Raw genomic sequence first — 22,472 nt, 5'->3', positions numbered from 1 at the left:
GGCGAACAGGCCAGGCTGCCCGCCGACACCACCCTCCTGCCCGGCATGCCGGTCGAGGCCTTCATCCGAACCGAGGACCGAACCCCCATCGCCTATCTCGTCAAACCCCTCACCGACTACTTCACAAAGGCGTTCCGAGAGTGATGTCGCTCCCTGTCTCGACGCATTGCGCTGTTTCATCGAATGCCGTCCTTGCGGTTCTGTCCCGGTGTGGAAAGGCAAGGGGACCGGTCTTCCCGAGATCCGACAGCGCCACGAGATCAGCCCGTGGCCGACCAATGCGCATGTCGGCCGGGACGACAGACCGTCGGGACTGAATATCCGGTCCCTGGCCCCGATATCATCCGGCGCGTGATCCCCGCGCGGCTGCCGGACATATCCACCCGAACGCCCCCATGTTCTGCGCCGGGCGGGGTGACTTTATTTCGGCGTTGACAGCGTGTTGCATATATCTGCACCTTTTCGAGGTATCAGACATGTCCGTTGGACGTTCCGTGCCCGGCACGGCCGGCACCGAAGGAACAAACTGCGGACACGTGCCCGAAAAGGATCATCCCCGCAATGGCAAAGGATCTGAAGACGCGATGGCTTGTCAGGCCGGAATACGGTCCGGGGATCCGCATGTCCCGATGCCTTGCGCATTCCGGTCGCGAGCAGGATCAATGACGGGCCGTGATCCGATACCCTCCCTCGAATTCCGAGGGCGCCTGATCGTCCATGTCGGGATTCACAAGACGGGCACCACGTCGATCCAGGGCGCACTCGATGCCGGCTATCAGCAGCTGCGCGACAATGGCATCCTTTACCCGAAAGCGGGTCGGGCCCAGAAGGATGGCATCGTTGAAGCCTTGCACCATCCCCTGATCAAGAGCCTGATCGATGAAGAAGACCGGACTGCATCATCCCGGATCGAGGCCTTGCAGAGCGAGATCCGCGATGCGTCACCGTCGACGGTGATTCTTTCGAGCGAAGTCCTGTCGCGCGAGAACCTCTCGTCGCAGGTGTTCCGGGACATTCAGACGATCTTTCCCGATGCGTCACGCACCTGGGTCATCTACTTGCGGCGGCAGGACCAGCTCGCGATGTCGCGATACGCCGAGGGCATAAAGATCGGGCTTGTCGCATGGCCCGACGGTGTGAGGCATACGCTCCAGCCGAGTTATCTGGACCACCGGCTGCGGCTCGAGCGCCTGCAATATGCTGTCGGTCACGACACGATCGTGCCCGTCTCTTTCGATGCCGCGAAGACCAGGCTGATGGCCAGTTTCTTCGAGGCGGCGGGCCTCGAAATGACGGGCACGCTGCCGACGGCGCGGCATGCGAACGCGTCGCTTCCCTGGGGGATCCTGCAATTGCTTCGGATCGCCAATGCACTGCCCGGATCCGGCAAGCCGTTCGCACGCCGTGCCGTATATGCATTGAACCGACGCGTATCCCCCACCCGGGCGCGCCGAATGCTCGACTGGTCGAAACCCTTGTCACCCCGTCAGGCAGCGGATGTCCGCAAGAGATACGAATCCTCGAACCGCTGGGTCGAAGAAACGTTCTGGAATGAATGTCGGTTTCTCACGGAATCCGAACAAGACGTCTCATGAGGCGTCTTTCGCTCTGCCTGATCCGGATGTCGACGATCCGGTTTTTGCAGTGGCTTTTCGGGGGTCACGCTTCGTTTCGCCCCTTGGGTCGGGCTATCATTGTGAAGGGTTGAAATCGCCGTGGCGGATCATGTCGCTCATCCCGTCGACATGGCACGCCCCGCGCATCCGGTTGTAAATCCACAGAATACATCTTCCTGCCCCCAGATCGTTCGCCTCGGGCCCAAGATGCGGAGTTTTGCACCGCGACGGTCGGACCGTCCCGACCGTTTCCGCTGTCCCTTTCATCTGCGGGGCTTCACAGGCTCGGCATCCGGTCAACTGTTGAGCAGCGAGATCGCTCGGCGCATCCGCGTCCTTTGCAGCAGGATGGTGACGGCCCATGTCAAAGGCAAGACGACGCAGGCCAGGCCGAGCATCTCCCAGTTGCCGAACACCCGACCGCAATAATCCAGCGCCATCCAGGCGCCGGCGGACGTCGCGGCAGGGATGGCCATCGCCCGCAACACGGCCCGTTGCGAAACCGGGGCGACACGCTGTGCAAAGGAGATATAGCGTGGCAGGTAGAAGAGCGAGAAAACCGAGATCACGAGCGCGACCGCCTCGAGGCCGAAGGGCACGGCCAGGGCAATGGCCAGAGTGCGCAGGATCGTCCGCTCGAGGTTCATCCACAATCGCAGCCGCGTCCGGTCGAGCGCCTGCAGCAGGACCCCAACATTCGACGGGGCGATTTCCATCATGATCCCGGGTGCCGCCAGAACGAAAATCATGGCTGCAGGGGCCCAGGTTTCCGACAGAAGCAGCGGAAAAAGGCTGCTCGCGCTGCCGGCCAGAACAGCCATCGGCGGGAATACAGCCACCGACAGCATGAGGCAGCTTGCCACGTAGATCTCCGCGAGCTTGCGGCCGTCATCCTGAACGTTCGTCATCCTGACATACACGACCTGCGCCACCGGACCCGCGACGGCGGGTCTGGGAAGGTTCAGGAATCTTTGCGCCATCGAGAACAGGCCCAGGGGGCCGGCGCCGATGAAGGCGCCGATGAGCAGTATCGGCGCCTGCCGCTGTGCGGTGAAGATCAGCGAAACACCGACATTGTCGGTCGCGAACCGGGCGTGTCCGCCAAGCGGCACGAAGTTGCGTGGCGGCCCGGGCCGGAAGGGGCTTTGAAAGATTGCCCAGACCGCCCGGGTCGCCGTGATGCCGATCTGCTGCGCGACCAGTGCCCAGACCCCGGCTCCGGCGACTGTCAGGACAAGAAGCGCGATCAGCCCAACAAGGCCGGCCGCGGTACGAATGACGGCGAGTTTGGGAAACTGCCCGTCCTTTTCCATCCGGGCCACGGAGACGGCGGAGAGCGAATTGAGAAACGGCAGGACGGCAAGGGCCAACAACAGCCATAGCAGCTGTGGCCGGTCGAACAGGTTTGCCCAGACCGGCGCCAGGGCAAGAATGGCAAGCGTCAGGATCAGACCGACACAGGTCAGCAACCAGAAGACACTGTTCCATTCCGCCGGATCGTATTGCGGTTGCCTGATCAGCGACCGTCCCATCCCCGCATCGCTCAGAATCTGAGCGAAGACCACGACGCTCATCGCCAGCGCCATGTCGCCGAAGTCCACCGGATCGAGGAACCTGGCGACCAGGGGCAGGACAAGAACCTGCGAGAGCGAGAGAAATATGCGAGAGGCGCTCAGCGAGCCCGCGTTGACGAGAAAGGTCTTGGCCATCGTTATGTCTCACTGCGAACGCACCGCGCCTTTTATCTGCCCCGCGCGCCAAAGCCCCGAACCTGCGCAGCCCCGACGGACAACGTCAACAACAAATGGCGCACCAGGAACTCCGATCCCGCCGCCGAGGCGCGCCGCCGGCCTTGGCGGTCACCGCACGCGCCTCGTGAAGACGCGACCGGGCATGCACGTCATGCCAGTCGTGCGATTTCGGCAAAGACGCACTCCGCAAGGTTCGGCCATGAGGCGCCGGTGGGGGTGACGCGCGGCTGCTTGTCCAGCCAGGCTTTCACATCGGGCGTCTTGTGGGTGGCATGGTTGTCAAGCACCAGATGCACATCGCGACGCCCGGGCACGGCCTTGTCGATCTGTCGCAGGAATTTCAGGAACTCCCTGGCTCGGTGGCGAACCGCCCCGAGAACCCAACCATCTGTTGAGAACCATGCTTCTCGGACGACCCGTTTCGGGCGCCCCGGCATCGACCGGCGACACCGGATAGATATCAGCACCCGTCATGCTCGGAGATCGCCTCAAAACGCTTGCCAGGGGAAAGCCGTTCAATGATGACAGGCCGTGGCGCTTTGCATGTCATGCTTGCGGCACCGCTCGGACACGGGCACGCCGCTCTCCATTTGCCACAGGACTACCCTGGTCCGGGCTTCGGTGAAATGGCTCTTCTCATCGGAATCCCCTCACTCATCCCGCCGGGAAAATTCCAACTCCGAACCCCCCTTAACCATCGGGGAAGGTTACCCGAAAAGCGGGCTCTGAACTATCGTTTCAGGTTGTCTCTACCCGCTATTTCTGCCATCATTGAAATGATGCGGTAAGTGGATTCAAAAAATGCGAGATTCCGAAAATTCAGAGGTTTCCGATGTGGAAACGCAGGTGCGAACTTTCTATGATAATTTTGGGTGGAGCGACAATGATGGCATAAAGGGCGAAGACCTTTCCTTCAGAATGTTCCGGCCGGCTTACTACCCATATCACGAGATCGTTGAGGCCCGGACCAAGGGCGCATTCGAACCCTTCGAAGGGGAGATACTCATTGTCGGATGCGGCGACATGCCAGCCAATCACGTGGATATCGCGACCCGGTTCGACAAGACGACATGCATCGACATTTCACAACGCGCACTGGACATCTCGAGAGAACAGCTCCCAGAGACTGCAAAGATGGTTCTGGGCTCAATTCTCGATAACGATTTCGCAGATAATTCTTTCGATTCCATTTTTTGCGCCCATGTGTTGTACCATATCGACGCAAGCTCTCAGGAGAGGGCCATGAGGGAGATGATCCGGGTAACGAAGCCTGGCGGCAAGATCGTCGTGATCTATTCCAATCCGCATTCTCCGTTGCGCTACATGTGCAGCGCAGCAAAGAGGGTCAATAATCTTGTTGCAAAGGTTCGGGGCCGCGAGAAGCAGCATAGAGAGACCACGGGGCAAGAACGTCCCAAACTCTATTTCTTCGCTCACTCGCTGGGTTGGTGGTCCCGTTTCAGTGATCAATGTGACCTGATGATGCTCCCCTGGGACGTGATCGGATCCTTTGAAGAGCGTCAGCTGATTCCGGGTGATCGGTCGGCCCGTCTGTTCTACCGATGGTCCGCTTGGCTCGAGCAGCGCTTTCCCAGAGCCGCTGTGAAACTATGGCAATATCCATTGGTTGTCCTTACCAAGACACACTGACCTCCTGGGCCGGGATCAGTGCTCCTCAACGTGCTTGAGGCCGCGCGGGCAAGAGCAATCCGAGAGGCGGCGCGCCCGCAATGCCGAGCTCGAGGCCTGGCCCCGGTGTTCCGGGTCTGACGCTTCCTCCCTGTTTCCACGGATGTCATCGGGGGCGTCCAGCGCGCGAGGTTCCCGGGTGAGACTATCTTCTGCGGTTTTGGCCCATTCGAATGGCGTCGGGGTCTCTTTGTGCTGCGCCAGGTAATCGTAGATGGCAGCCTCGAGGTCACCGACGCTGGTGTCGCTGCCCCACCCTGCGGTGGATTTCGAGTGCGGTGCGTGGCGCGACGTTGGTCACCACGACAAACCAGCCCTCCTTGAGGGCAAGTGTCATATCCTTTTCTCGACAGGGGATTGACGGCGCGTGAGCACCGCCATGATATGCCGCCCTTCAGGGCATCACCAATTTCTGCGCGTTTCCCGTACCTGGTCGTCCAGAAGACGTGGTCGCGATGATAATATCCGTCATGACTGCCAAGCGGGCCGACACGTCGAAGGATCGAGAGCGTTACGCTTGCCGAGACGGAGTGGTTTCGGCGTAGCCGAACGCCATGATGTCCCTATCATAAGCACGCCTGATTAGATCGTAGGTTTCATCGGTATAGTAAGTACGCCAATCCTTTTTTCGCTTTGAAGCGTTCTTGTGAGGCAGCTTTGCGCCGATACCCAGATCACTGCAAATTTTCTCGAAATCCGCGCTCAGGTTTTCGAACCGGCCCACATGATCGACTATCTTCTCGCCGGAGCTGTCGAATACGAACGAACTCTGCAAACTCACGCCCTCGTCACAGCGATACCTGATATAATTGTCAAAGCTCTTCAAAGCAACGATCTCCTCATGTCTGGGATGCTCCTTGGTTTGAGTCGCATACGAATACATCGAGACATGCCAATCCCATGGATTGCGAACAAAAGCGAATCGGATGCTCTGCTCGAAGAGATGTCGGGGCATGACGTTTCGGATTTGCTCCGCCGTCATGTGCTGTCGGCGAACCAGAGATTCGCGCCATCCAAGCAAAGTACGCGACGGTTCGGGCAACGTCCTGATTGCCTTGTTGACGTATCTATTGCTGAGGTAAAGGGGACAATAACGCCGAAGAGCGGCGACGACTGACTCTCCACCGGTCTTGTAAATGTGGACAAAGATGAATTTTTTCTCGTCAGAATAAAGCATGGAAGGAAGCCTCGAAATCTTGTTTGCCGAGTGGCACGTGCTTGAAGGATTTTCCCGATCCAACCACCATTGATACGCGTTGACAAGGCCTTCAAGGCTGATCGGCCGCGTCGCGAATGTCGTGGAAATTCCTTGGTGGCGCAAGGAAAGGTCTCGCCGAGCGCCGCTTCGAGCGCCGTGCGATACACCCCCGTCGATTCGAGCCCGATCCGGGCTGCCGGGGCCTTGCCCATCCAGTTTTGCAAGGCACGAAACCCGGCGGCCGGGTGCGCGAAGCGCGGCGCTGCCTGGTCCTCCAGCCGGAATACATCCAGCCGGGACGCGGGATGGGTCGGCCCCGGATTTTTCGCAACGAAGCGCTTCCCCGAGGAGGACACGAGACGGTATGCTGCCGGAGGCCGGGTGAAGACGGCCGGGTCGATCGGAAGGGATGGTGTCGTGACGGATCAACATGTCGGGTGGCTTGCGCGCCGCCCCGGATATTCGTGGCCGCCATGTCCGGCCCGGCGGGATGGTGGGACATGAAGATCCTGGTTCTGGCCCCTCAGCCGTTCTTCGTGCCCCGCGGCACGCCGATCGCGGTGCGGGCCCTTCTGCAGGTGCTTTGTTCGGACGGGCACGAATGTGACGCCGTGGTCTTCGCCGAGGGCACCGATCCCGGGATCGCAGGCTGCCGGTTGTTCCGCGTTCCGGCATTTCCGGGAACCCGGAACATGCCGCCCGGCTTTTCGCTCAAGAAGGTCGTGGCCGATATCGGGCTGGCATGGATCGCCGCGGGCCGGATGCGCCGAGGCGCCTACGATCTGGTGATCGCGGTGGAAGAGGCGGCCTTCATCGCCATGATGCTGCGTCCGATCTTCAAGGTGCCCTATATCTACGACATGGACAGTTCGATCCCCGAGCAGATGGACGACAAGTTCGGCCTGCCCGGATGGCTGCGGCGATGGCTCGAGACGGTGGAGGGCCGCGCGGCGCGCAAGAGCATCGGCGCACTGACCTGCTGTCGCACGCTTCAGTCGACGGTAGAGGGCTATGCGCCCGGTCTGCCCGTCCAGACGATCGAGGACGTGACGCTGATCGAGGCGCCCGGCACACCGCCTGCCGATTGCAGCTTCGATGAACCGATCGTCATGTATATCGGCAATCTCGAAAGCTATCAGGGCGTGGACCTTCTGATCCGCGGTTTTGCGCGGGTCCTTGACGCAGGCCGCCGCGCACGGCTGGTCATCATCGGCGGCACAGAGGCGCATATCGCGGCCCACGCCCGGCTCGCGCAGGAGCTGGGCGTGGGCGACAGCGTCAGCCTGCTGGGGCCCCGCCCGGTCGAGCGGATCGCGGACTATCTGGGGGCCGCGACCATCGTCGCCTCACCCCGCACCCAAGGCCGGAACACGCCGATGAAGGTCTATTCCTATCTCGACAGCGGCAGCCCCCTGATCGCGACCCGGCTTCCGACCCACACGCAGGTGATCGACGACGATATCGCGATGCTGGTCGACCCGAACGCGGAGGACATGGCGCGGGGCCTCACCGAGCTTCTGGATGCGCCCGATCTGCGCGCAAGGCTTGCAGCCGCCGCCAGACGGCGGGTCGCGGCGGAGTTCAGCCCCACCGCCTACAGGCGCAAGCTGACCGGCTTTCTGGACCAGCATATCCTGCCGAAACTCGGCTAGGGCTGGCATCGGCTCAGGCATATCCGAGCCTTGACAGCCAGAGATGGAAATCGGCGGGCGCCGAGGCAAGTGTGCTCGCGTCGACGGCGCCGCGCCATTTTCCGATCGAGGCCGTGGAGATGGTGCCGGTAACCCCGGCGTGATGGCCCAGTCTCTCGACATCCCCCAGCCTGCCGACCTCGGCCGTCAGCATGCCGGGATCGAAGTGCAGCCCGGCCCAGTCGAAGAGTTTCGCGAATTCGGTTTCCGGCGCGGCCACGATATCCTCGTAGCGCATCCGCAGCACATTCGGCGACCAGCGGGCAAACCGGGCACAGGCGGCGTTCGCATCGCACCAGCGCCGCGCGGCATCACCGAAATCCGCGATGAGACCGGACCCGCGATACGACAGCGCCACGTCGCGGCCGTCCCGGACCAGCCAGAGATAGCGGGCGTGGGGGAACATCTGACCGATGGATGGCAGATGATGGGTGTTCCACGGGGTCTTGTCGCCCCAGCGATCCGCCTTCGAACCGCTTTGACGCGCAAGGTAGAAAAAGAACGCTTCCATCAGCGGCCGCAGCTTGCGCGGTCGCAGGCGCTGTGCCTCGATCGCGAATTCGTTCAGGTTCGGCAGCCCGAAGGTGGGCCAGTGGTGGTGTTTCTCGAAATGGGCGCAGAACAGCCAGACCCGCTCGCGCCATGACAGCAGCGCGGTGCGGGGCCACAATTCGATCAGTTCGCCCAGCACGAAGGTCTCGGGCGGGATGTAGATCTGGTCCGACGCGACCAGAATGCGCCGGACCAGGGTGTTTCCACTGCGCCCGGAGCCGATCACGAAAAGCGGTTCGCCCGCCCGCGCCGGGGTGAAGCGCAGACGCGGCATCGCCAGGGCATGACGGCGACGGATGAGGCTGGACGCGACGGCCGGCACGCGCATGTCCTATCCCGTCCCGCCGAGCAGACGCCGCCGGTAATGGCCGCCGAGCTTTCTTGCGAGGGTCGGCAGCGACATCCCGGCCTCCCGGCGGCTCGTCGCACCGTCATCGGCCGCGATCTGTTCCAGTCTCGGGCCGATCGACCCGCTTGCGTAGAGGGTTGCCATCCTGCCGCGCACCTCGGATGCCCCGACGCGCGCAGCCTCCGGATCGGACGCGATCCGCAGGACGCAGTCGCGCACCTCGCCGGGGCTGCAATAGACGGCCATGTCTCCGAAGGTCTGTCGCAGGCGGGGATCGAGCAGCAGAGGACGCCCGCAGAGCCCCGCCTCGACGACGGTCCGGCCGAAGGCCTCGTTGATGCGGGGATGATGGTGATAGACGAAAACATCGAGCGAATTGAGAAAATCGGGCACCGGTTCGGCGCCGAACTTCAGAACCTCCCAGCGTTCGGGATGCGCGCCATCCTTCACCAGCGCCGCGGTCGGACATCCCAGCACGCGGACCCTCACCTCGGGACAGGCCGGAAGGCAGGCATCGATCTGGGCTCCCGTGGCCGGGAATTTCAGCCTGTCCGGGCGGCCGTGCCGCCCGATCGTTACCGGCCCGCCGCCCGAAAAGGCCGGCCGTATCATCGTCCAGTCGGAGATGTCGAAGACGTTCGGCCAGTCGATGGATGTCTGACGCACGAAGGGGGCGAAGGCGGCGATCTGCGCCCGAACCAGGCCGGAGACCGGGGCGATCCATGCCGACAGACCCAACGCGGCGCGCGCCCGCCGGATCGCCTCAATGGGGTTGTATTCCACCGATCCGTCGGGGCGGAACGGCGGATGATGGGCAACGATCACGGCCCGGTCCGCGGACAGGCGGGCGCGTTCCTCGATGCCGCGCGCGAAGACCAGCGGATGGTGCAGGAAGGCAAGCCGCCCCCGCGCGGGACGCGCCGGCGACAGCATCGTGACCCCGGGCAGGTCCGGCAGCGCCAGCGCCTTGGGATTGGGCGCGTCACGGCTGTCGTCCAGATAGGCGGACCGCACGAAGAGAAGCCCGATGCGCAAGCCCAGCTCCGACATCGCGGTCACATCGGTGACGAGCGCGGCGGTGCTGCCGCCGGCGAAACGCGACTCTGCCACCACGAGGCAATCGTATGTCTCCACCGGGCCTACCCCATACCCGTTCGGCGCCGGAGGCGGGCCAGCGCCTCGCGCGAGAGACGACCGAAGAGATCGAGCGCGACCTGGGGTGGGGCCCAGAAACAGCGCAGCGCTGCCACCGGATCCGCGTCGCGCACGGCATCGATGAGCCGCCGCCACGCCCATTTCTTGCGATGTTCCATCAGATGCGCCTCGAGCGCGTTTCGGGTGGCCGGGGACAAGTCTTCGCGGATCAGCATGATGCGGTCGGCGCGGACCAGATCGGCATGTGCCTCGGTCGGATGCCGTCCCGACAGCGAGCCCGGCCGGACCGTCGCGACATAGCCGGCCGGCGCGGTCAGCATGAACACGGCCCCGCACAGCAGCGCCCTGGTATAAAGCACATAGTCCTCGCCCAGCCGGATCCCCGGATCGTAGCGCAGCGCGTGCCGCTTCAGGAAACGGCGTGACATGAGCGGCTTCAGAAAGCCCATCTCGCGGCGGTTGCCATGATCCGCCGACAGGTTGCCGGCCACGAATTCCGCGGCGGTCACGGGGATCGGTCCGGTCACGTCGCCCAGCATCCGGCGGCGCTCGGATATCGGGGCGCCCTCGTCGAGTTTCCACAGGTCGTCGGCCATGAAATCGGCGCCGTGCCGTTCGGCCAGTTCCAGCAGCCGGCCAAGGCGTGCGGGCTCCATCCAGTCGTCGGAATCGAGCACCGCGATCCACGGCGCACGGCTTGCCTCGATGGCACGGTTGCGCGCCGCGGACGGCCCGCCATTCGCCGTCTGGCACAGGACGGTGAGACGCGGTTCGCCCTCGGCCAAGGCCGCCGCCCGCGCACGGGTTTCGTCCGTGGACCGGTCATCGACCACGACGACCTCGACAGGCACCGTCTGCGCCAGGGCCGACTCGATGGCCTTGACGATCGTCGCCTCGGCGTTCCACGCCGCGATGACGACCGTGACGTGCGGATCGTCGCGACGCGGGTCAGTCATCGGGATCCCGAGGGCCCTTCTCGCGGTCCGAACACATGGGGGCATCCACGCCGGGCGGGCGGTAGGAGATGCAGTTATAGCGTGCGACCGAACGGGTATCGGGGCCGGCCATGCCGGACCACTGTGCCTGACCGGGGCCGCCCGTCCAGATATTGATGTAGATGCGTCCCGGTATGTCCGGAATGGCGTGTTCGGGGGCCTCGATGCGGTGGATCTCCCGGCCATCCGCGTACCAGACCAACCGATCCGGCAGCCAGTCGAAGGCATAGAGATGCGGTCCCGCGGCGGCATCGAACCCGAGATCGATCCACCGACCGGGCAGCTTCTCTCCCTTGGCGAACCGGTTGATCCAGACCTTGGTCGTGTCGCGGCCGAGAAACTCGAAATCAATCTCGTCCTGCGGATCACCGAAATAGGGCCCGGTATAGGTGAAGAAGCTCGATATCACGCCGTCGCCCGGCGCCGCCGTCATCTCCACCTCGTAATGCCCGTAATGCGTGCGCCGCCTCCGCTGAACCTCTCCGCCGAGGAAATCCTTCTGCGCTTCGGGGGGCGCGGGGTGCAGCCAGAGTTCCAGTGGCGCATCACCGGTCCCGGGCCGTATCACCGATCGGCGCGTCCAGAGCGCCCGGATATGAGAGGCGTTGACCGCGAAATGGCTGATGCGCCAGCCCTCGGGCCACGGGCCGCCCTCGTCAAACCTCGACAGGAACGCGCCTTCCGGCTCGGCTGTCGCCCGGTCCGCCGGAAGGGCCGCCATGCAGAGACCGCAAACGGCACCGAGAACCACCGGCAAGCACCGATACTGGACGGGACGAGGCCACCCGGCAAATATCTTCATGTGTACAACCTTCAAAACTGGAATAGGGTCAGCCTATGACGAGTCACAAGGTCAAGGCAACGGTCATCGTCGCCGCCTGGTGCGCCGAAGACATGCTCGCCCGAAGCGTGCGCAGCGCACTTGCCCAGGAGATCCGATCGCTCGAGGTGATCGTGGTCGACGACGCCTCGCCGGATGGCACGGCCCGCATCGCCCGGGACCTGATGCGCGAAGACCCCCGGGTCCGGGTTCTCGGCCTCGACCGCAACGGCGGGCCGGCCGCGGCGCGCAACGCGGCCATCGAGGCTGCACGCGGCGACTGGCTCGTGATTCTGGACAGCGACGACCAGATGCGACCGGACCGGCTGTCACGGATGATTGCCTTGGCGGAACGGGTGGGCGCGGATTGCGTCTATGACGACCTGCAGCCGGTCGATCCCGAAGGCCGGCCGCTCGGCCCGAGCCATCTGGCCGGCCTGAACATCGCGGCCCCGCAGAGATGGTCGCTCGAGCGGTTCCTGGCGGGGTGCGGCGCCCGGCCGGGTCAGGCCGCGCTCGGATATCTCAAGCCGGTCCTGCGGCGCAGCTTCCTGATGCGACACGGATTGCGCTACGATCCCGATCTTCGGAACGGAGAGGATTTCCACCTGATCGCGGAATTGCTCGCGATCGGGGGCATCCTGTGGTTCCTGCCCGAGCCCGGCTATCTCTACACCCTGCGCCCCGGGTCGGTTTCGCGCCGCCTGGATCCCGGGCATGCCCGGGCGCTGTCCCGCGCCGACACGGCGTTCCGCAGGCGCCATGCCGAAACGCTCGGCCGCGAGGCGCGCCGGCTCATGCGCATCCGCCGGCGGAACCTGTCCGATCTTGCCGCCGCCGAATCCGCGGTCCTGGCGATCAAGGCCCGAAAACCGTTTCGGGCCATGGTGACGCTTCTCCTGCGACCGTCTGCGGCGATCCGGCTGATCAGACAGATCCGCGACGGGCGCGCGCGCCGCAAGGCGGCATGATCCGCATGTGGCCTGTGCGGAACGCGGCAGGTCCGGCGCTCGCGGCTTCGGCGGTCATGGCGGGATCCGACGGGCAACCCCGGAGAGGGGCGGTTTACCGCCATGCCCGGGTCTTCAATGCCTGTTTTCGGGGCATTTTCACGATTCATGTTGAACGAGGCGCGCTCTTGTTGACTATTCCCCGGGGCCTTGCACGCACTGGCCGTGTCCGGGGGCCTGACTGGCGAGACCGCCGGGCGGACCCATCCGCACCGTCCGCCCGCGTGAACGAGCTGCGCTGAACATGGCTGGGGCGAGACGCCGCGGACCGCATGTGTCAGCGTCGACCAGCCGGAAAGGAGGCTGCATGCGTCGATCCTTCCTGTCATCCGTGACCGGGATCCCGTGGCAATCGCGCAAGCGCGCCTGGCTCGGCGCATGTCTCGTCCTCGCGGTCGCCATCGCCTTCCGCCTGGGCCTGCTGCACGCCCCCGGAGAGTTCGACGAGTTCTATCACCTGCTCGCCGCACGAGGCTGGCTCGAGACCGGCAGTCCCCGCATCCTCGACGGGGAATACTGGCGCGGCGCGCTCTTCACGCGGATGGTCGCCGGACTGTTCGGGGTGACCGGGTCGCAGGATCTGCCGACCGCACGCCTGGTTTCGGTCGCCGCCGGATCGCTCGTGCCGGTGGTGGTGTTCTTGTGGCTCAACCGGGTCGTCGGTCCGGGAACGGCCGGTCTGGCGGCGGTCTTCGCCATTCTCTGGCCGCAGGGACTCCTCGAATCCCAGTTCGTCCGCTTCTACGCGCTCCACGTCCTGACATTCCTGTCGGGGGCGGTCACGTTCTACCTGCTTCTCGTCGGAGCGGGGAGGTCCCGGCTCTTTTACGGGCTGGCCACGGGGCTCTTGTGGTCTCTGGCGGTGCATCTTCAGATCAGTTCGGTCATCGGCATAGCAGCAGCGCTGCTCGGCGGGCTGGCGGTGCTCGCGATCCGCCGGACATTCGGCTTGCGGGCCTGGCTTTTCATCGGGGGCGTCCTGATGTCGCTGGCCCTGATCGCCGCCGCCGCCCTTCTCATGAGCGATATCGCTGAACGCGCATGGGCCTTCTATCGCTGGACCCCGGCGCATGCGGAGGCGTTGCGCGACTATTACGGATTCTATTTCAATCAGTTGCAGACGGCCTATGGCGCGCTGTGGCTGGCAAGCCTCGTTCTGGTCCCGCTGGGTCTGCGGATCAACGCCGCGCTGACCCTCTATTGCGCCACGATCTTCACCGTCTGCTTCCTGACCCATTCCTTCGGCGGCATGAAGGCGCTGCGCTACCTGTCCTACGCGATGCCCTGTCTGTTCGTGATGTGGGCCCTGGGGCTGCGCGCGGCCTTCGACCTGCTGAGGACGCGCGGCGTCGATCCGCGGCTTCGGGTCGCCCTTGCGCTGGTGACGGGGATCGCCGTGGTGACGGCAACGGATTTCGTTCCGAGATCGCTGGAACTGGCCCGCGGCGAGGGGCTGCCGGACCGCGGCGACTGGAGCAACGGCCGGGCGGTGGTCGGCGACTGGAGCGACGTGCCCTTCGTCGCGACCACGCGGGAACTGCATCATGTCGCCCATATCGGATCCTACGATGTCCTGTTCAGCCAAAGCAGGGTCACCGAGATCGACCCGACAAAGGATTTCGGTGTCGATCCGCGCACCGGGCGGCCGGCCGTGGGTCATGCCGACAACATCCTGCGGATTCTTCACTGCGTACCCGACGGGCTTCTTGTCACGTCGCCGCACTGGTGGCGGGCCGAGGGCTGGAAAGACCGGCTGCTGCCGCGCCTGACCGAAAACGGGACAGTGCTGAGCATGCGCGAGAGCGGCGCGCTCCTCGCCATTCGCTGGCGGAACCCGGACACGCGGCCAGACAGCTGCGACACGCTGTCACGCGATCTGCCCGCCGCCGCGATCGAGGCCGGGGCATCGGGCGGGGATGTCGGCCCGAGCCCGCCGGGCGGCCGTCCGGATGTCACGGCAGAAGAGCCGACGTGATTTCCCCGGGCGACTGGCGAAAGCTGTTCTCGGGCATCGCGAGCAGCGCGCGGCGGCGCGCGGCGACCTCGCCGGGCGACAAGCTGCACAGCAGGGAGACGAGCGCGTCCGCCGTCGGCTCCGGCACGGTCCAGCCCAGCCCCCGGGCCACGCGCCGGCCGGTCTCGGTTCCCGCGACGGCGATCGACGGGCAGCCGAAATACCCGGCTTCGTAGATCCGGTTGGGCAGCAGCCATGTGGAGTTCGTGCCCCATTGCCAGAGGTCCTGCACCCAGACGGCATCGCAGCCGCTATAGATCTGCTCCAGCCCGCCGGGGTAGTCGTAGGGGCCGTGACAGGTCACGTTCCGCCGTTCCGCGACAACCCGGTCGAAGTCGGGCAGCATGTGGTGGTGGACGATCCCGTGCAGTCGCAGTTCGATCGCGCTGCCGAGGCGGTCGGCCGTCTTGAGGAGGATGTCGAGGCTCCGGGGACAGCGCAGGGTGCCGACCCAGCCCAGGACAAACGGGCGTCCGGGCGTCCGGGCGACATCCGGGGCCGGACGGGCCGGCCCCCCCTCGCCGATCCAGAGCTTGTTTTCCACCAGTTTCACGTCCCCGGTCCACGCCTGCACCGGTCCGAAATACTCGCGCTCGAAGGCGGGAGAGGAGACGATGATCGCGTCGGTGCGCTTCAGAAGGGACCGCTCCACCCCGCGCGCGAGACGTCCCCCGGGCCCGCCATCGGTCATGATGTCGTGAACGTCGAGGACCTCGTAGACCATCCGCGGCCGCGGCCGGATCATGCGCCGGGCCGCCGCGGCGATGATCAGCATGTCGAGATTGCGGGCGACGATCGTCCGTGCGCCGGCCAGCCGCCCGCGATGCCGCCACAGGATCGGCAGCGACGCGAGGATCCGCCAGACACGCTGGACCATGGCCGCGTTGCGCGTCTGGCCCAGATCGACATTGGGCCAGAACGGCTCTGCGTCATGGGTCATGTTGGCGCGGCGCATGGTGAATCCGCTGACCTCGAACCCGCACTCCATGTAGGCACGGATCCGGCGCCGTTGGGCCGCCTCCGCCGCGTCGAAACCGAAGACCACAAGCTTGTGCGGCCCGTCGGACCCGGGCACGGGATCGCCGGGCGCTGCGGTCATCCGTCCCGCCCCGTTTCCCAAGGCAGCCGCTCGCGGCCGAGTATCCCGCGCAACCGCGCCATTTCATCGGCGAAGATGCCGTGCAGACGCTCTGCCGTTTCTGGGCGCATGGGGGGGACCTCGTCGCGCATCACGATCCTGTTGGCCGTGAGGATCCGTGCCACGGGCGGGGTCGTCTTGATACGTGCGAGCACCGGTTCGAGTTCATGCCGGCGCATCCAGTCGCCGCCCGCCCTCAGGACGCTGCGAAGGGCGGGCAGCCGGGCCCGATCGCTTTCGTTGCGACGCTCGTGAAGGATCGCGCTCTCGAACGTCTCGTCGACGCCGAGAAACCCGAAAAGCGTGCGCGCCGCCGTCCGGGGATCGGCCGCGATCTCTTCGGCGAAAAGAACGAGTATCCGGTCCGGATCGAACGCCTCGCGCCATCTGGCGAGATGCGTGGCGTAGAGCCCCTGCTCGATATAGGCGGGGTTGTTGGCCAGCCCGTCCTCGAAGGGGATCGGATCGACATGTCCCTTGATGATCTCGTGGAGGTGGTTGGAGAAGGCCCGCCGCACCGGATCGCGCAGCAGAAGCACAATCTTCAGGTCGGGATTGTAGGCGTGGGCACGCCCCGGCGCGCGTGGATCGTGAAAATAGGACGGCGAGTTCTCGAACCGGAGCGCCCGGGTGGCGTCGCGGCTGAAATGGCTTTCGTACCAGCGATAGCCGCGGTCGAAATAGCAACTGAAGAAATCGAGCTCCTTGGAATGGTGAGTCTCTATTTCCGGGTGTGATCCGGCCACCGAATGTATCCAGGACGACGCGCATTTCTGGGCACCGATACCGATGGCGCCGACAAGCGCGGACCGCGCTGCCGCGCCGGGTCCGGCGGCTTCCCATGGCGTGGGCATGGTGCGTGTTCCGGATGTCATGGTTGCAGGATACTCCGCCATCGGTGAGGGGCCGAAGCGACCGGGAGGGCGGCTGATGAAGACTTGACGCCTGTCATGCGCGGGGCTTTCTGTTCATGGTGGCAATCACTTCGTCCCGCATCTCCGGGGTGATGTCCGCAAAGCGGAAGGTGCGCCCGCCCGCGGCCGGATCCTGTCTGCGCCGTTCGGCGGTGCCCGCGAGCACGGCGCGGACGGCCTTCGGCATCGCGTCGAGGGCATTCAGCTGGTTTCGCGCGCGGATGATCCAGGGCCCGTCCGATGTCTCGGCCGCTTGGGGAACCTGGGCGACGATGTCGCCGGTATCGACCCCCGGTGTGACATGGTGAATGGTCAGCCCGACCTTGTCGAGATCGCCGTTGCGCACCTGCCAGAATTCGACCTGGGTGCCGCGATAATGCGGCAGCAGCGACCCGTGAAGGTTGAGGACCCCAAGCGATGCCGTCCGCAGCATCGGCGCGCGGATGATCGGCGCACCGGTCAGCACGATGACCCGCAACCCGAAGCCGGCCTGCCATGCGACGGTCTCTGCGGCATTGACCTCTCGGCGGGGCACGGCGCGGATCTCGCAGCCCCTCGGCCAGTCCGGCACCGGCCCGGCCCCCTCGACAAAGACCTTCCGGGCCTCGTGCGCGTAACGCGCCGGCAGTCCGGACCGCCGACGCCGGACGGGGATCAGGCGCCCGAGCCGTTTCAGCATGCGCAGGCCCGGACCGTGACCCGGGGTCGTCGCGGGGCTCTCGAGCAGCAGAATGCTGCGCAGCGGATCGCCGGTGCCATCGAGCGCGGCTGCAAGGCGCGCGGCCATGTGGCGCCCCAGCGGGGTATCGCCGGTGATCAGCCCGACCCCGCTCATGGCGCAGCCGACCCCTTTTCTTGCGGTCCGGCGATTTCGAAGAACAGCTCACGGTCGCGAAAGAAGTGCTCGAGAAAACTTGCCGGCAATCCGTCCCAGCCGGGCTCGGTCCCCAGTGTTCCGGTCTGCGAGCGATGACAGTCCAGCGCCGCGCGCTTGCGCTGCTCGAAGCCGCCGATATCCACGGCAACCGCGTTCAACCTCCGCGCCGCCCGGACCGCCTTTCGAAGGCCCGCGATGAACCCGGCCTTGTTGCTGGCCCGCTCGGGGCGCCAGGATCCGAAATCCCAGAACCAGACCGGATATTCCCAGAGCGCGGCCCCGCCGAGCCGCCCCTCCGCGTGAAGCCGGTGCACGGCCCGCGCCAGTGCGACGTGATCGCGGTGCCCGTCACCCGATGCACATACGAAGATTTCCGATGGCGACAGCTCGTCCACGAGTGCTGCGATGTCCGCTTCGAGCGCCGCGCCATGCGCGGCAAGCGCGCCATCCGGAAAGCCCAGGAACCGGATATGGTCCCGCGCGACACCAAGAAGGCTGCATGCCGCGACGGTCTCGCGTTCCCGCAATGCGACGATGTCGTCCCGCGACATGCCGCGGGCGGCGCCCGCGGCCCCGGTCGCGGCCCCGTCGGTCACCACGGCGACATGGACCGGCACCCCCGCCTTGCGCTTGAGCAGGACCAGCCCGCCGCATCCCAGGGTCTCGTCATCGGGATGGGGGGCCAGGATCAGACAGTCCCGACGGGTCAGTTCGGCCGTGCGATCCGGCGCGCGACGGGCGATGGTTCGCCACAGACGCCGCATGGCGGCGCGTTCCAGAGGCGGCCATATTCCGGAAAGATTGACGAACTTCATCGGGGTGTCGTTTCTGATCATGGGCCGGGACGATTTTCGGACAGGCTTGCTCATACGGGATCGTCGGGGAGTTTGCTCTGGCTTTATCGCGCTCCGGGTCACGTGGCCGCCATATCGGGCACAAGTTCCGGCCGGACGGGAACATCCTTATGTAAAAGCCCGACTATGCCACGCATCAGACCTTGTGAAAACCGGTAGTTGCGCGTCACGAGGGAAACTCCGGCGCCGCCGCAACTCTGGCCGGCGCGCCCGGCAAAACCCCCGATGCCTCCCTCGCGCGGCGATGTCAGCCCCCCGGCAGAATGATCACGTCGACTTCGACCACGTCGGCGGGGCCAAGCCGGGTATCGGGGGTCGCGTCCAGGGTTTCCGGACCCTCCGAACCCGGGCGGGTTATGCGATACGAGGTCTGGATATCCATCTCCTGACCCGATGCGACGAGCAGCGCCTCGGTCCCCAGAAGCAGCCGGCGGTTCATGTCCTGCCGGGCCGCGAGCTGTTCGACCGCCGCTTCGGAGCGTTGCAGTTCCCGCAGGATCTCCAATCGCCTGTCGGCCTCGATACCGATCCTTTCGCGTTCAAGCTCGGCGATGGACTGACGGGCCCGGAAAACCGCGGTTTCGGTGTCGAGCTGGCGGTTTTCAAGGTTTATGAGCTGACCTTGCTGCGCCACGAGGCTCGGGGATCGGACAAGACCGCGTTCGTAAAGCTGCTCCATGTTGCCGACCGACTCGCGCAGAAGTTCGACCTGACGGCTCAGTCCCGAAAGCTTTTCCTGCAAGGTCGAGACTTCCGTTTCCAGCAGGGTGCGGCTGTCGTCAAGCGCCTCGAGCGCGCGGGCCCGGGCCTCGCGCCGGCTCTGGAACAGGGCGCGTTCGTGTTCGATGAGGGCCTTCAGGGTCTCCGGCCCGTCCGGATGCGTCACGCCCTCGGGGATCGTGAACTCGTTCGCGCCATCCATCTCGGCGCGCAGGCGCGCCGCCCGGACCTTGTGCCGCGCGATATCGATCGCGATTTCCTGCAGGACACCCGACGCGCGGACCGCAGCCGCCTCTCGCCCGGGCCTGTCGTCGAGCACGGTCGCCGGTCCCCCCGCCAATGCCAGCGCCTGCCGTACGGTCAGCCCGGGCGAGAAGTCATAGGCGCCGGGGTTCGCGACCGATCCCAGAACGTAGATCGGACGATGCCCGACGATCGAGAGCGACGCGCTCGGCGGTTCGACCAGCCCCAGCCGGCCCTGAAGGGTCAGCGACACGGACTCGGCGACCTCCGCAAGGCTCCTGTCCTCGACATCCACGGCACCGATCAAGGGCAGCATGAGGGTGCCGTCGGACCCCACCGCATAGGTTCCGTTCACGGCGTCGAATTCGACGAACCCGAGTTCGATCGTGTCCCATTGCACGAAGCGGACCGCGATCCGGTCCCCGGCATTGAGCCGGTAGGCGTCCTGCGCGGCACCGGACCCGGCACAGGTTCCGGCGATCAGGATGGCGAGCATGGCGCGAAAGAGACCGCTTGCGCAGACATGGCAGATACGGGCCAGATCGGGCATTCTTCAACTCCGGGATATGTCCTCGTGACCTCTGTCGTGGCCTTGGCGCCGCTCACGTGTCGCTGTGAAGCCCCGCGCACCGGACCCGTCGCGATTGCACGCGCCGTCGGGGTCCGGTCTATTCGACTTGGGCCGCAGAAGCCAAGGACGTTTTTCGATCCGGCCCCTCCGGCGCGCGCCCTGCAACACCGCGCCGGATGTCGGGGCCTTTCGGGACCATGTCGGCGTGATGGTGCCCATGTCGGGTCTAGCGGGCCCGTTCCCCGGTGACCGGGATGGTGGCCGCCGAGCGGGCCAGATCCTCTACCGCCTCGCCGATGGCTGGTGCCAGAAATGCCGCCCCGGCGTAAGAGAGATGATCCTCGTCACGGTAAAGAACCATGTCCCCGAACGCGTTGACACATCTGTCGGGCACGAGGGTGTCGCAGAGGATCCGGCCCGGATCCACCTTGCGCAGGTTCGGATGGTCCAGATCGTCGAACAGATCGACGATTTCGGCGGTGCGGTCGCGATAGGCGTCGATGTCCGTCGAGATCTCGAGCCGGCCCGCCTGGCCACTGATCGTCTCGTGCACCGCGTAGCGGACCACGTTCCAGCCCGCCTCGGGGATCGGGTAGACCAGCACCACGTTCACGTCCTCCAGAAGCGCCAGGATACCGCTGCGATACGCGTCGAGCACACGCGCGCGCCGCGCCGGATCGGTGCGACCCGCGGGCGTGTCCCGCTCGGTCACGAGGTCGATCCAGACCGGGTCGCCCGGCTCCTCTCCGCCCTCGCCGTTGTCGAAGCGGGTGCCATAGAGATAAAGCGGAAAGCGCGAGGTCAGGACAACCGTCTCGATGTCGGTGTCCCGGATGAATGCCAGGGTTTCGCGATTGTGGCGGGCGCATTGATGGCTGGCGTCGACGTCCACGCGATAAAAGCCCGGCAGACCGATGCACCCGGTATAGGACACGGCATAAGAGGTCAGCCCACGCGCCCGCAGGTCGGCCTGCACCACCTCCGAGATGGCAAGCGAATGGCTGTCGCCGATCAGCGCGACATCGATCCCGGGATGGCCCGCGCGCATGATGCAGTCCTCGATCGGATGCGGCTTCGGAACATCCTCGACGTGACAGGCCGCGCGCTTGCTCCACCATTCGTCGGGAACGGCGAGGATGGCGTCCAGCCCCGGCTCGAAGCGGTTCGGGAAACCGTCGCGCAGATGTCCGACGCCGCCGGCGCCCATCAGGGCGATCCCGGCGATCCCGGCCATCGCGAAGATATTGCGCCGCTTCGACAGGAAAGGCGCGCCGCGTTTGCGGAACGGCTGTTCGACGAACCGCCAGCTGAGAAAGGCGGCCCCCAGGGACACCGCCGACAGAAACAGCATCACGAGGGAAGACGGGGCGAAGGGCGACGCGAGGCGGGCAAAGGCGAATAGCGGCTGATGCCAGAGATAGGCACTGTAACTGATCAGTCCGATGCCGACGAAGGGCGCCGTGGACAACAGCTTTGCCGGCAGGGTCCCGCGTCGGGCGAACAGGATGACAAGGCAACTCCCCCCCACGGGAAGCAGCGCGTACAGGGACGGGAAAGGCGTTGCCTCGTCGAACAGGAGGATCGCGGCACAGATCATCGCAAGCCCGAGTCCCCCGAGCAGCGCATGTCCGGGGATCTCGCGATGCCGCATCGCGATCGCGCAAAGCGACCCGGCAAGCAATTCCCATATCCGGAACGGGATCAGGTAGAAGTTCGCCGTTCTGGCGAACCGCCAGGCCCATTCGGTCGACAGCAGGCTGGCCAGTGTCAGCACCACAAGCACGATCACGGTCGTCCGCCGTCCGAACCGCCAGAGAAAGGCCAGCAGCACCGGAAAGAAGACGTAATACTGTTCCTCGACCGCGAGACTCCAGGTGTGCAGCAGCGGCTTGAGTTCCGCGGCGCCCGCGAAATACCCGCTTTCGAGCCAGAAAAGCACATTCGACACGAAAAGCGCGACCGCCGCGACGCTCTGAGAGAAATCCCTGTACTGATCGGGCAGCATCAGCACCCAGGCCGCCGGAAAACAAAGCGCGACGACAAGGCACAAGGCGGGAAGGATCCGGCGGATGCGGCGTTCGTAGAAGTCGAGAAGCGAGAACCGTCCCCGCTCGAGATCCTGGAGAAGCAGCGTGGTGATGAGATAGCCGCTTATGACGAAAAACACGTCCACGCCGACGAACCCGCCCGAAAACGCGGAAAACCCGGCATGGAACAGTATGACGGGCACCACGGCGACCGTACGGAGCCCGTCTATCTCCGGCCTGTACTTCATCCGTCCGCCCGTGTCCGATCGGATCGCCCCTGCGGGGACC

The 22,472-nt window shown here is 65.2% G+C and carries 18 protein-coding genes and 1 pseudogene; 6 read left to right on the top strand and 13 right to left on the bottom strand.

Going from position 1 to position 22,472, the window contains the following annotated elements:
• Both V8324_RS15390 and V8324_RS15385 read left to right on the top strand, forming a co-directional pair.
• Positions 1-144, top strand: a pseudogene (locus tag V8324_RS15390) (HlyD family type I secretion periplasmic adaptor subunit); the annotation flags it as partial.
• A 518-nt stretch (positions 145-662) separates the two neighbouring features.
• Positions 663-1,595, top strand: coding sequence for a hypothetical protein (locus tag V8324_RS15385; RefSeq protein WP_336420812.1), 933 nt, complete (start codon positions 663-665; stop codon positions 1,593-1,595).
• 317 nt (positions 1,596-1,912) lie between these two features.
• On the opposite strand, the gene V8324_RS15380 is transcribed toward V8324_RS15385, so the two are convergent.
• Both V8324_RS15380 and V8324_RS15375 read right to left on the bottom strand, forming a co-directional pair.
• On the bottom strand, positions 1,913-3,325 hold the full coding sequence (locus V8324_RS15380; protein WP_336420811.1) for an oligosaccharide flippase family protein: 1,413 nt from the start codon (positions 3,323-3,325) through the stop codon (positions 1,913-1,915).
• A gap of 191 nt (positions 3,326-3,516) precedes the next feature.
• Entirely contained in the window at positions 3,517-3,804 is a 288-nt protein-coding gene (locus tag V8324_RS15375; RefSeq protein ID WP_442970552.1) for a transposase, read from the bottom strand.
• Positions 3,805-4,168: 364 nt separating this feature from the next.
• Here V8324_RS15375 and V8324_RS15370 point away from each other — a divergent pair, with 364 nt between their 5' ends.
• On the top strand, positions 4,169-5,017 hold the full coding sequence (locus V8324_RS15370) for a class I SAM-dependent methyltransferase (protein ID WP_336420810.1): 849 nt from the start codon (positions 4,169-4,171) through the stop codon (positions 5,015-5,017).
• Positions 5,018-5,567: 550 nt separating this feature from the next.
• Here the strand turns inward: V8324_RS15370 and V8324_RS15365 are convergent.
• Positions 5,568-6,233, bottom strand: coding sequence for a sulfotransferase family 2 domain-containing protein (locus V8324_RS15365; protein ID WP_336420809.1), 666 nt, complete (start codon positions 6,231-6,233; stop codon positions 5,568-5,570).
• A gap of 521 nt (positions 6,234-6,754) precedes the next feature.
• Between V8324_RS15365 and V8324_RS15360 the strand changes: the two genes are divergently transcribed.
• Complete coding sequence (locus V8324_RS15360) at positions 6,755-7,906, top strand: glycosyltransferase family 4 protein (protein WP_336420808.1); 1,152 nt, start codon at positions 6,755-6,757, stop codon at positions 7,904-7,906.
• A 13-nt stretch (positions 7,907-7,919) separates the two neighbouring features.
• Here the strand turns inward: V8324_RS15360 and V8324_RS15355 are convergent, their stop codons facing one another.
• Genes V8324_RS15355 through V8324_RS15340 form a run of 4 tightly spaced genes read right to left on the bottom strand, consistent with a single transcriptional unit; the run spans position 7,920 to position 11,717 of the window.
• Positions 7,920-8,825: a sulfotransferase family protein gene (locus V8324_RS15355; RefSeq protein WP_336420807.1), complete on the bottom strand. Its 906-nt coding sequence runs from the start codon at positions 8,823-8,825 to the stop codon at positions 7,920-7,922.
• A 3-nt stretch (positions 8,826-8,828) separates the two neighbouring features.
• Positions 8,829-9,980: a glycosyltransferase family 1 protein gene (locus V8324_RS15350; RefSeq protein WP_336420806.1), complete on the bottom strand. Its 1,152-nt coding sequence runs from the start codon at positions 9,978-9,980 to the stop codon at positions 8,829-8,831.
• 5 nt (positions 9,981-9,985) lie between these two features.
• Entirely contained in the window at positions 9,986-10,957 is a 972-nt protein-coding gene (locus V8324_RS15345; RefSeq protein ID WP_336420805.1) for a glycosyltransferase family 2 protein, read from the bottom strand.
• Positions 10,950-11,717, bottom strand: coding sequence for a family 16 glycosylhydrolase (locus V8324_RS15340; RefSeq protein ID WP_336420804.1), 768 nt, complete (start codon positions 11,715-11,717; stop codon positions 10,950-10,952). The genes V8324_RS15345 and V8324_RS15340 overlap by 8 nt, the downstream gene beginning before the upstream one ends.
• A gap of 116 nt (positions 11,718-11,833) precedes the next feature.
• Between V8324_RS15340 and V8324_RS15335 the strand changes: the two genes are divergently transcribed.
• Positions 11,834-12,787 (top strand): glycosyltransferase family 2 protein, encoded by a 954-nt coding sequence (locus tag V8324_RS15335; RefSeq protein ID WP_336420803.1) that lies wholly within the window; start codon positions 11,834-11,836, stop codon positions 12,785-12,787.
• Positions 12,788-13,133: 346 nt separating this feature from the next.
• The gene (locus tag V8324_RS15330) at positions 13,134-14,801 is read left to right on the top strand and encodes an ArnT family glycosyltransferase (protein WP_336420802.1); all 1,668 of its coding nucleotides are present in this window, start codon (positions 13,134-13,136) and stop codon (positions 14,799-14,801) included.
• On the opposite strand, the gene V8324_RS15325 is transcribed toward V8324_RS15330, so the two are convergent.
• The 6 genes from V8324_RS15325 to V8324_RS15300 form a co-directional block, all read right to left on the bottom strand.
• A complete protein-coding gene (locus V8324_RS15325; protein ID WP_336420801.1) occupies positions 14,779-15,939 on the bottom strand; it encodes a glycosyl transferase in 1,161 nt (386 codons plus the stop codon). The genes V8324_RS15330 and V8324_RS15325 overlap by 23 nt on opposite strands.
• Positions 15,936-16,853 carry a sulfotransferase domain-containing protein gene (locus tag V8324_RS15320; protein WP_336420800.1) on the bottom strand — a complete coding sequence of 306 codons (918 nt, stop codon included), beginning with the start codon at positions 16,851-16,853 and terminating at the stop codon, positions 15,936-15,938. Before V8324_RS15320 ends, V8324_RS15325 begins: the two co-directional genes overlap by 4 nt.
• A 73-nt stretch (positions 16,854-16,926) precedes the next feature.
• Positions 16,927-17,727: a formyltransferase family protein gene (locus tag V8324_RS15315; RefSeq protein WP_336420799.1), complete on the bottom strand. Its 801-nt coding sequence runs from the start codon at positions 17,725-17,727 to the stop codon at positions 16,927-16,929.
• Positions 17,724-18,584, bottom strand: a complete 861-nt coding sequence (locus V8324_RS15310) for a PIG-L deacetylase family protein (protein ID WP_336420798.1) — start codon at positions 18,582-18,584, stop codon at positions 17,724-17,726. Before V8324_RS15310 ends, V8324_RS15315 begins: the two co-directional genes overlap by 4 nt.
• Positions 18,585-18,870: 286 nt before the next feature.
• Entirely contained in the window at positions 18,871-20,136 is a 1,266-nt protein-coding gene (locus V8324_RS15305; protein ID WP_336420797.1) for a polysaccharide biosynthesis/export family protein, read from the bottom strand.
• A gap of 247 nt (positions 20,137-20,383) precedes the next feature.
• A complete protein-coding gene (locus V8324_RS15300; protein ID WP_336420796.1) occupies positions 20,384-22,432 on the bottom strand; it encodes an acyltransferase family protein in 2,049 nt (682 codons plus the stop codon).
• Between the last annotated feature and the right edge of the window lie 40 nt (positions 22,433-22,472).

This window comes from Roseovarius sp. D22-M7 (assembly GCF_037083785.1).
Lineage (GTDB): Bacteria > Pseudomonadota > Alphaproteobacteria > Rhodobacterales > Rhodobacteraceae > Roseovarius.
This window is presented reverse-complemented; position numbering and strand designations above follow the sequence as displayed.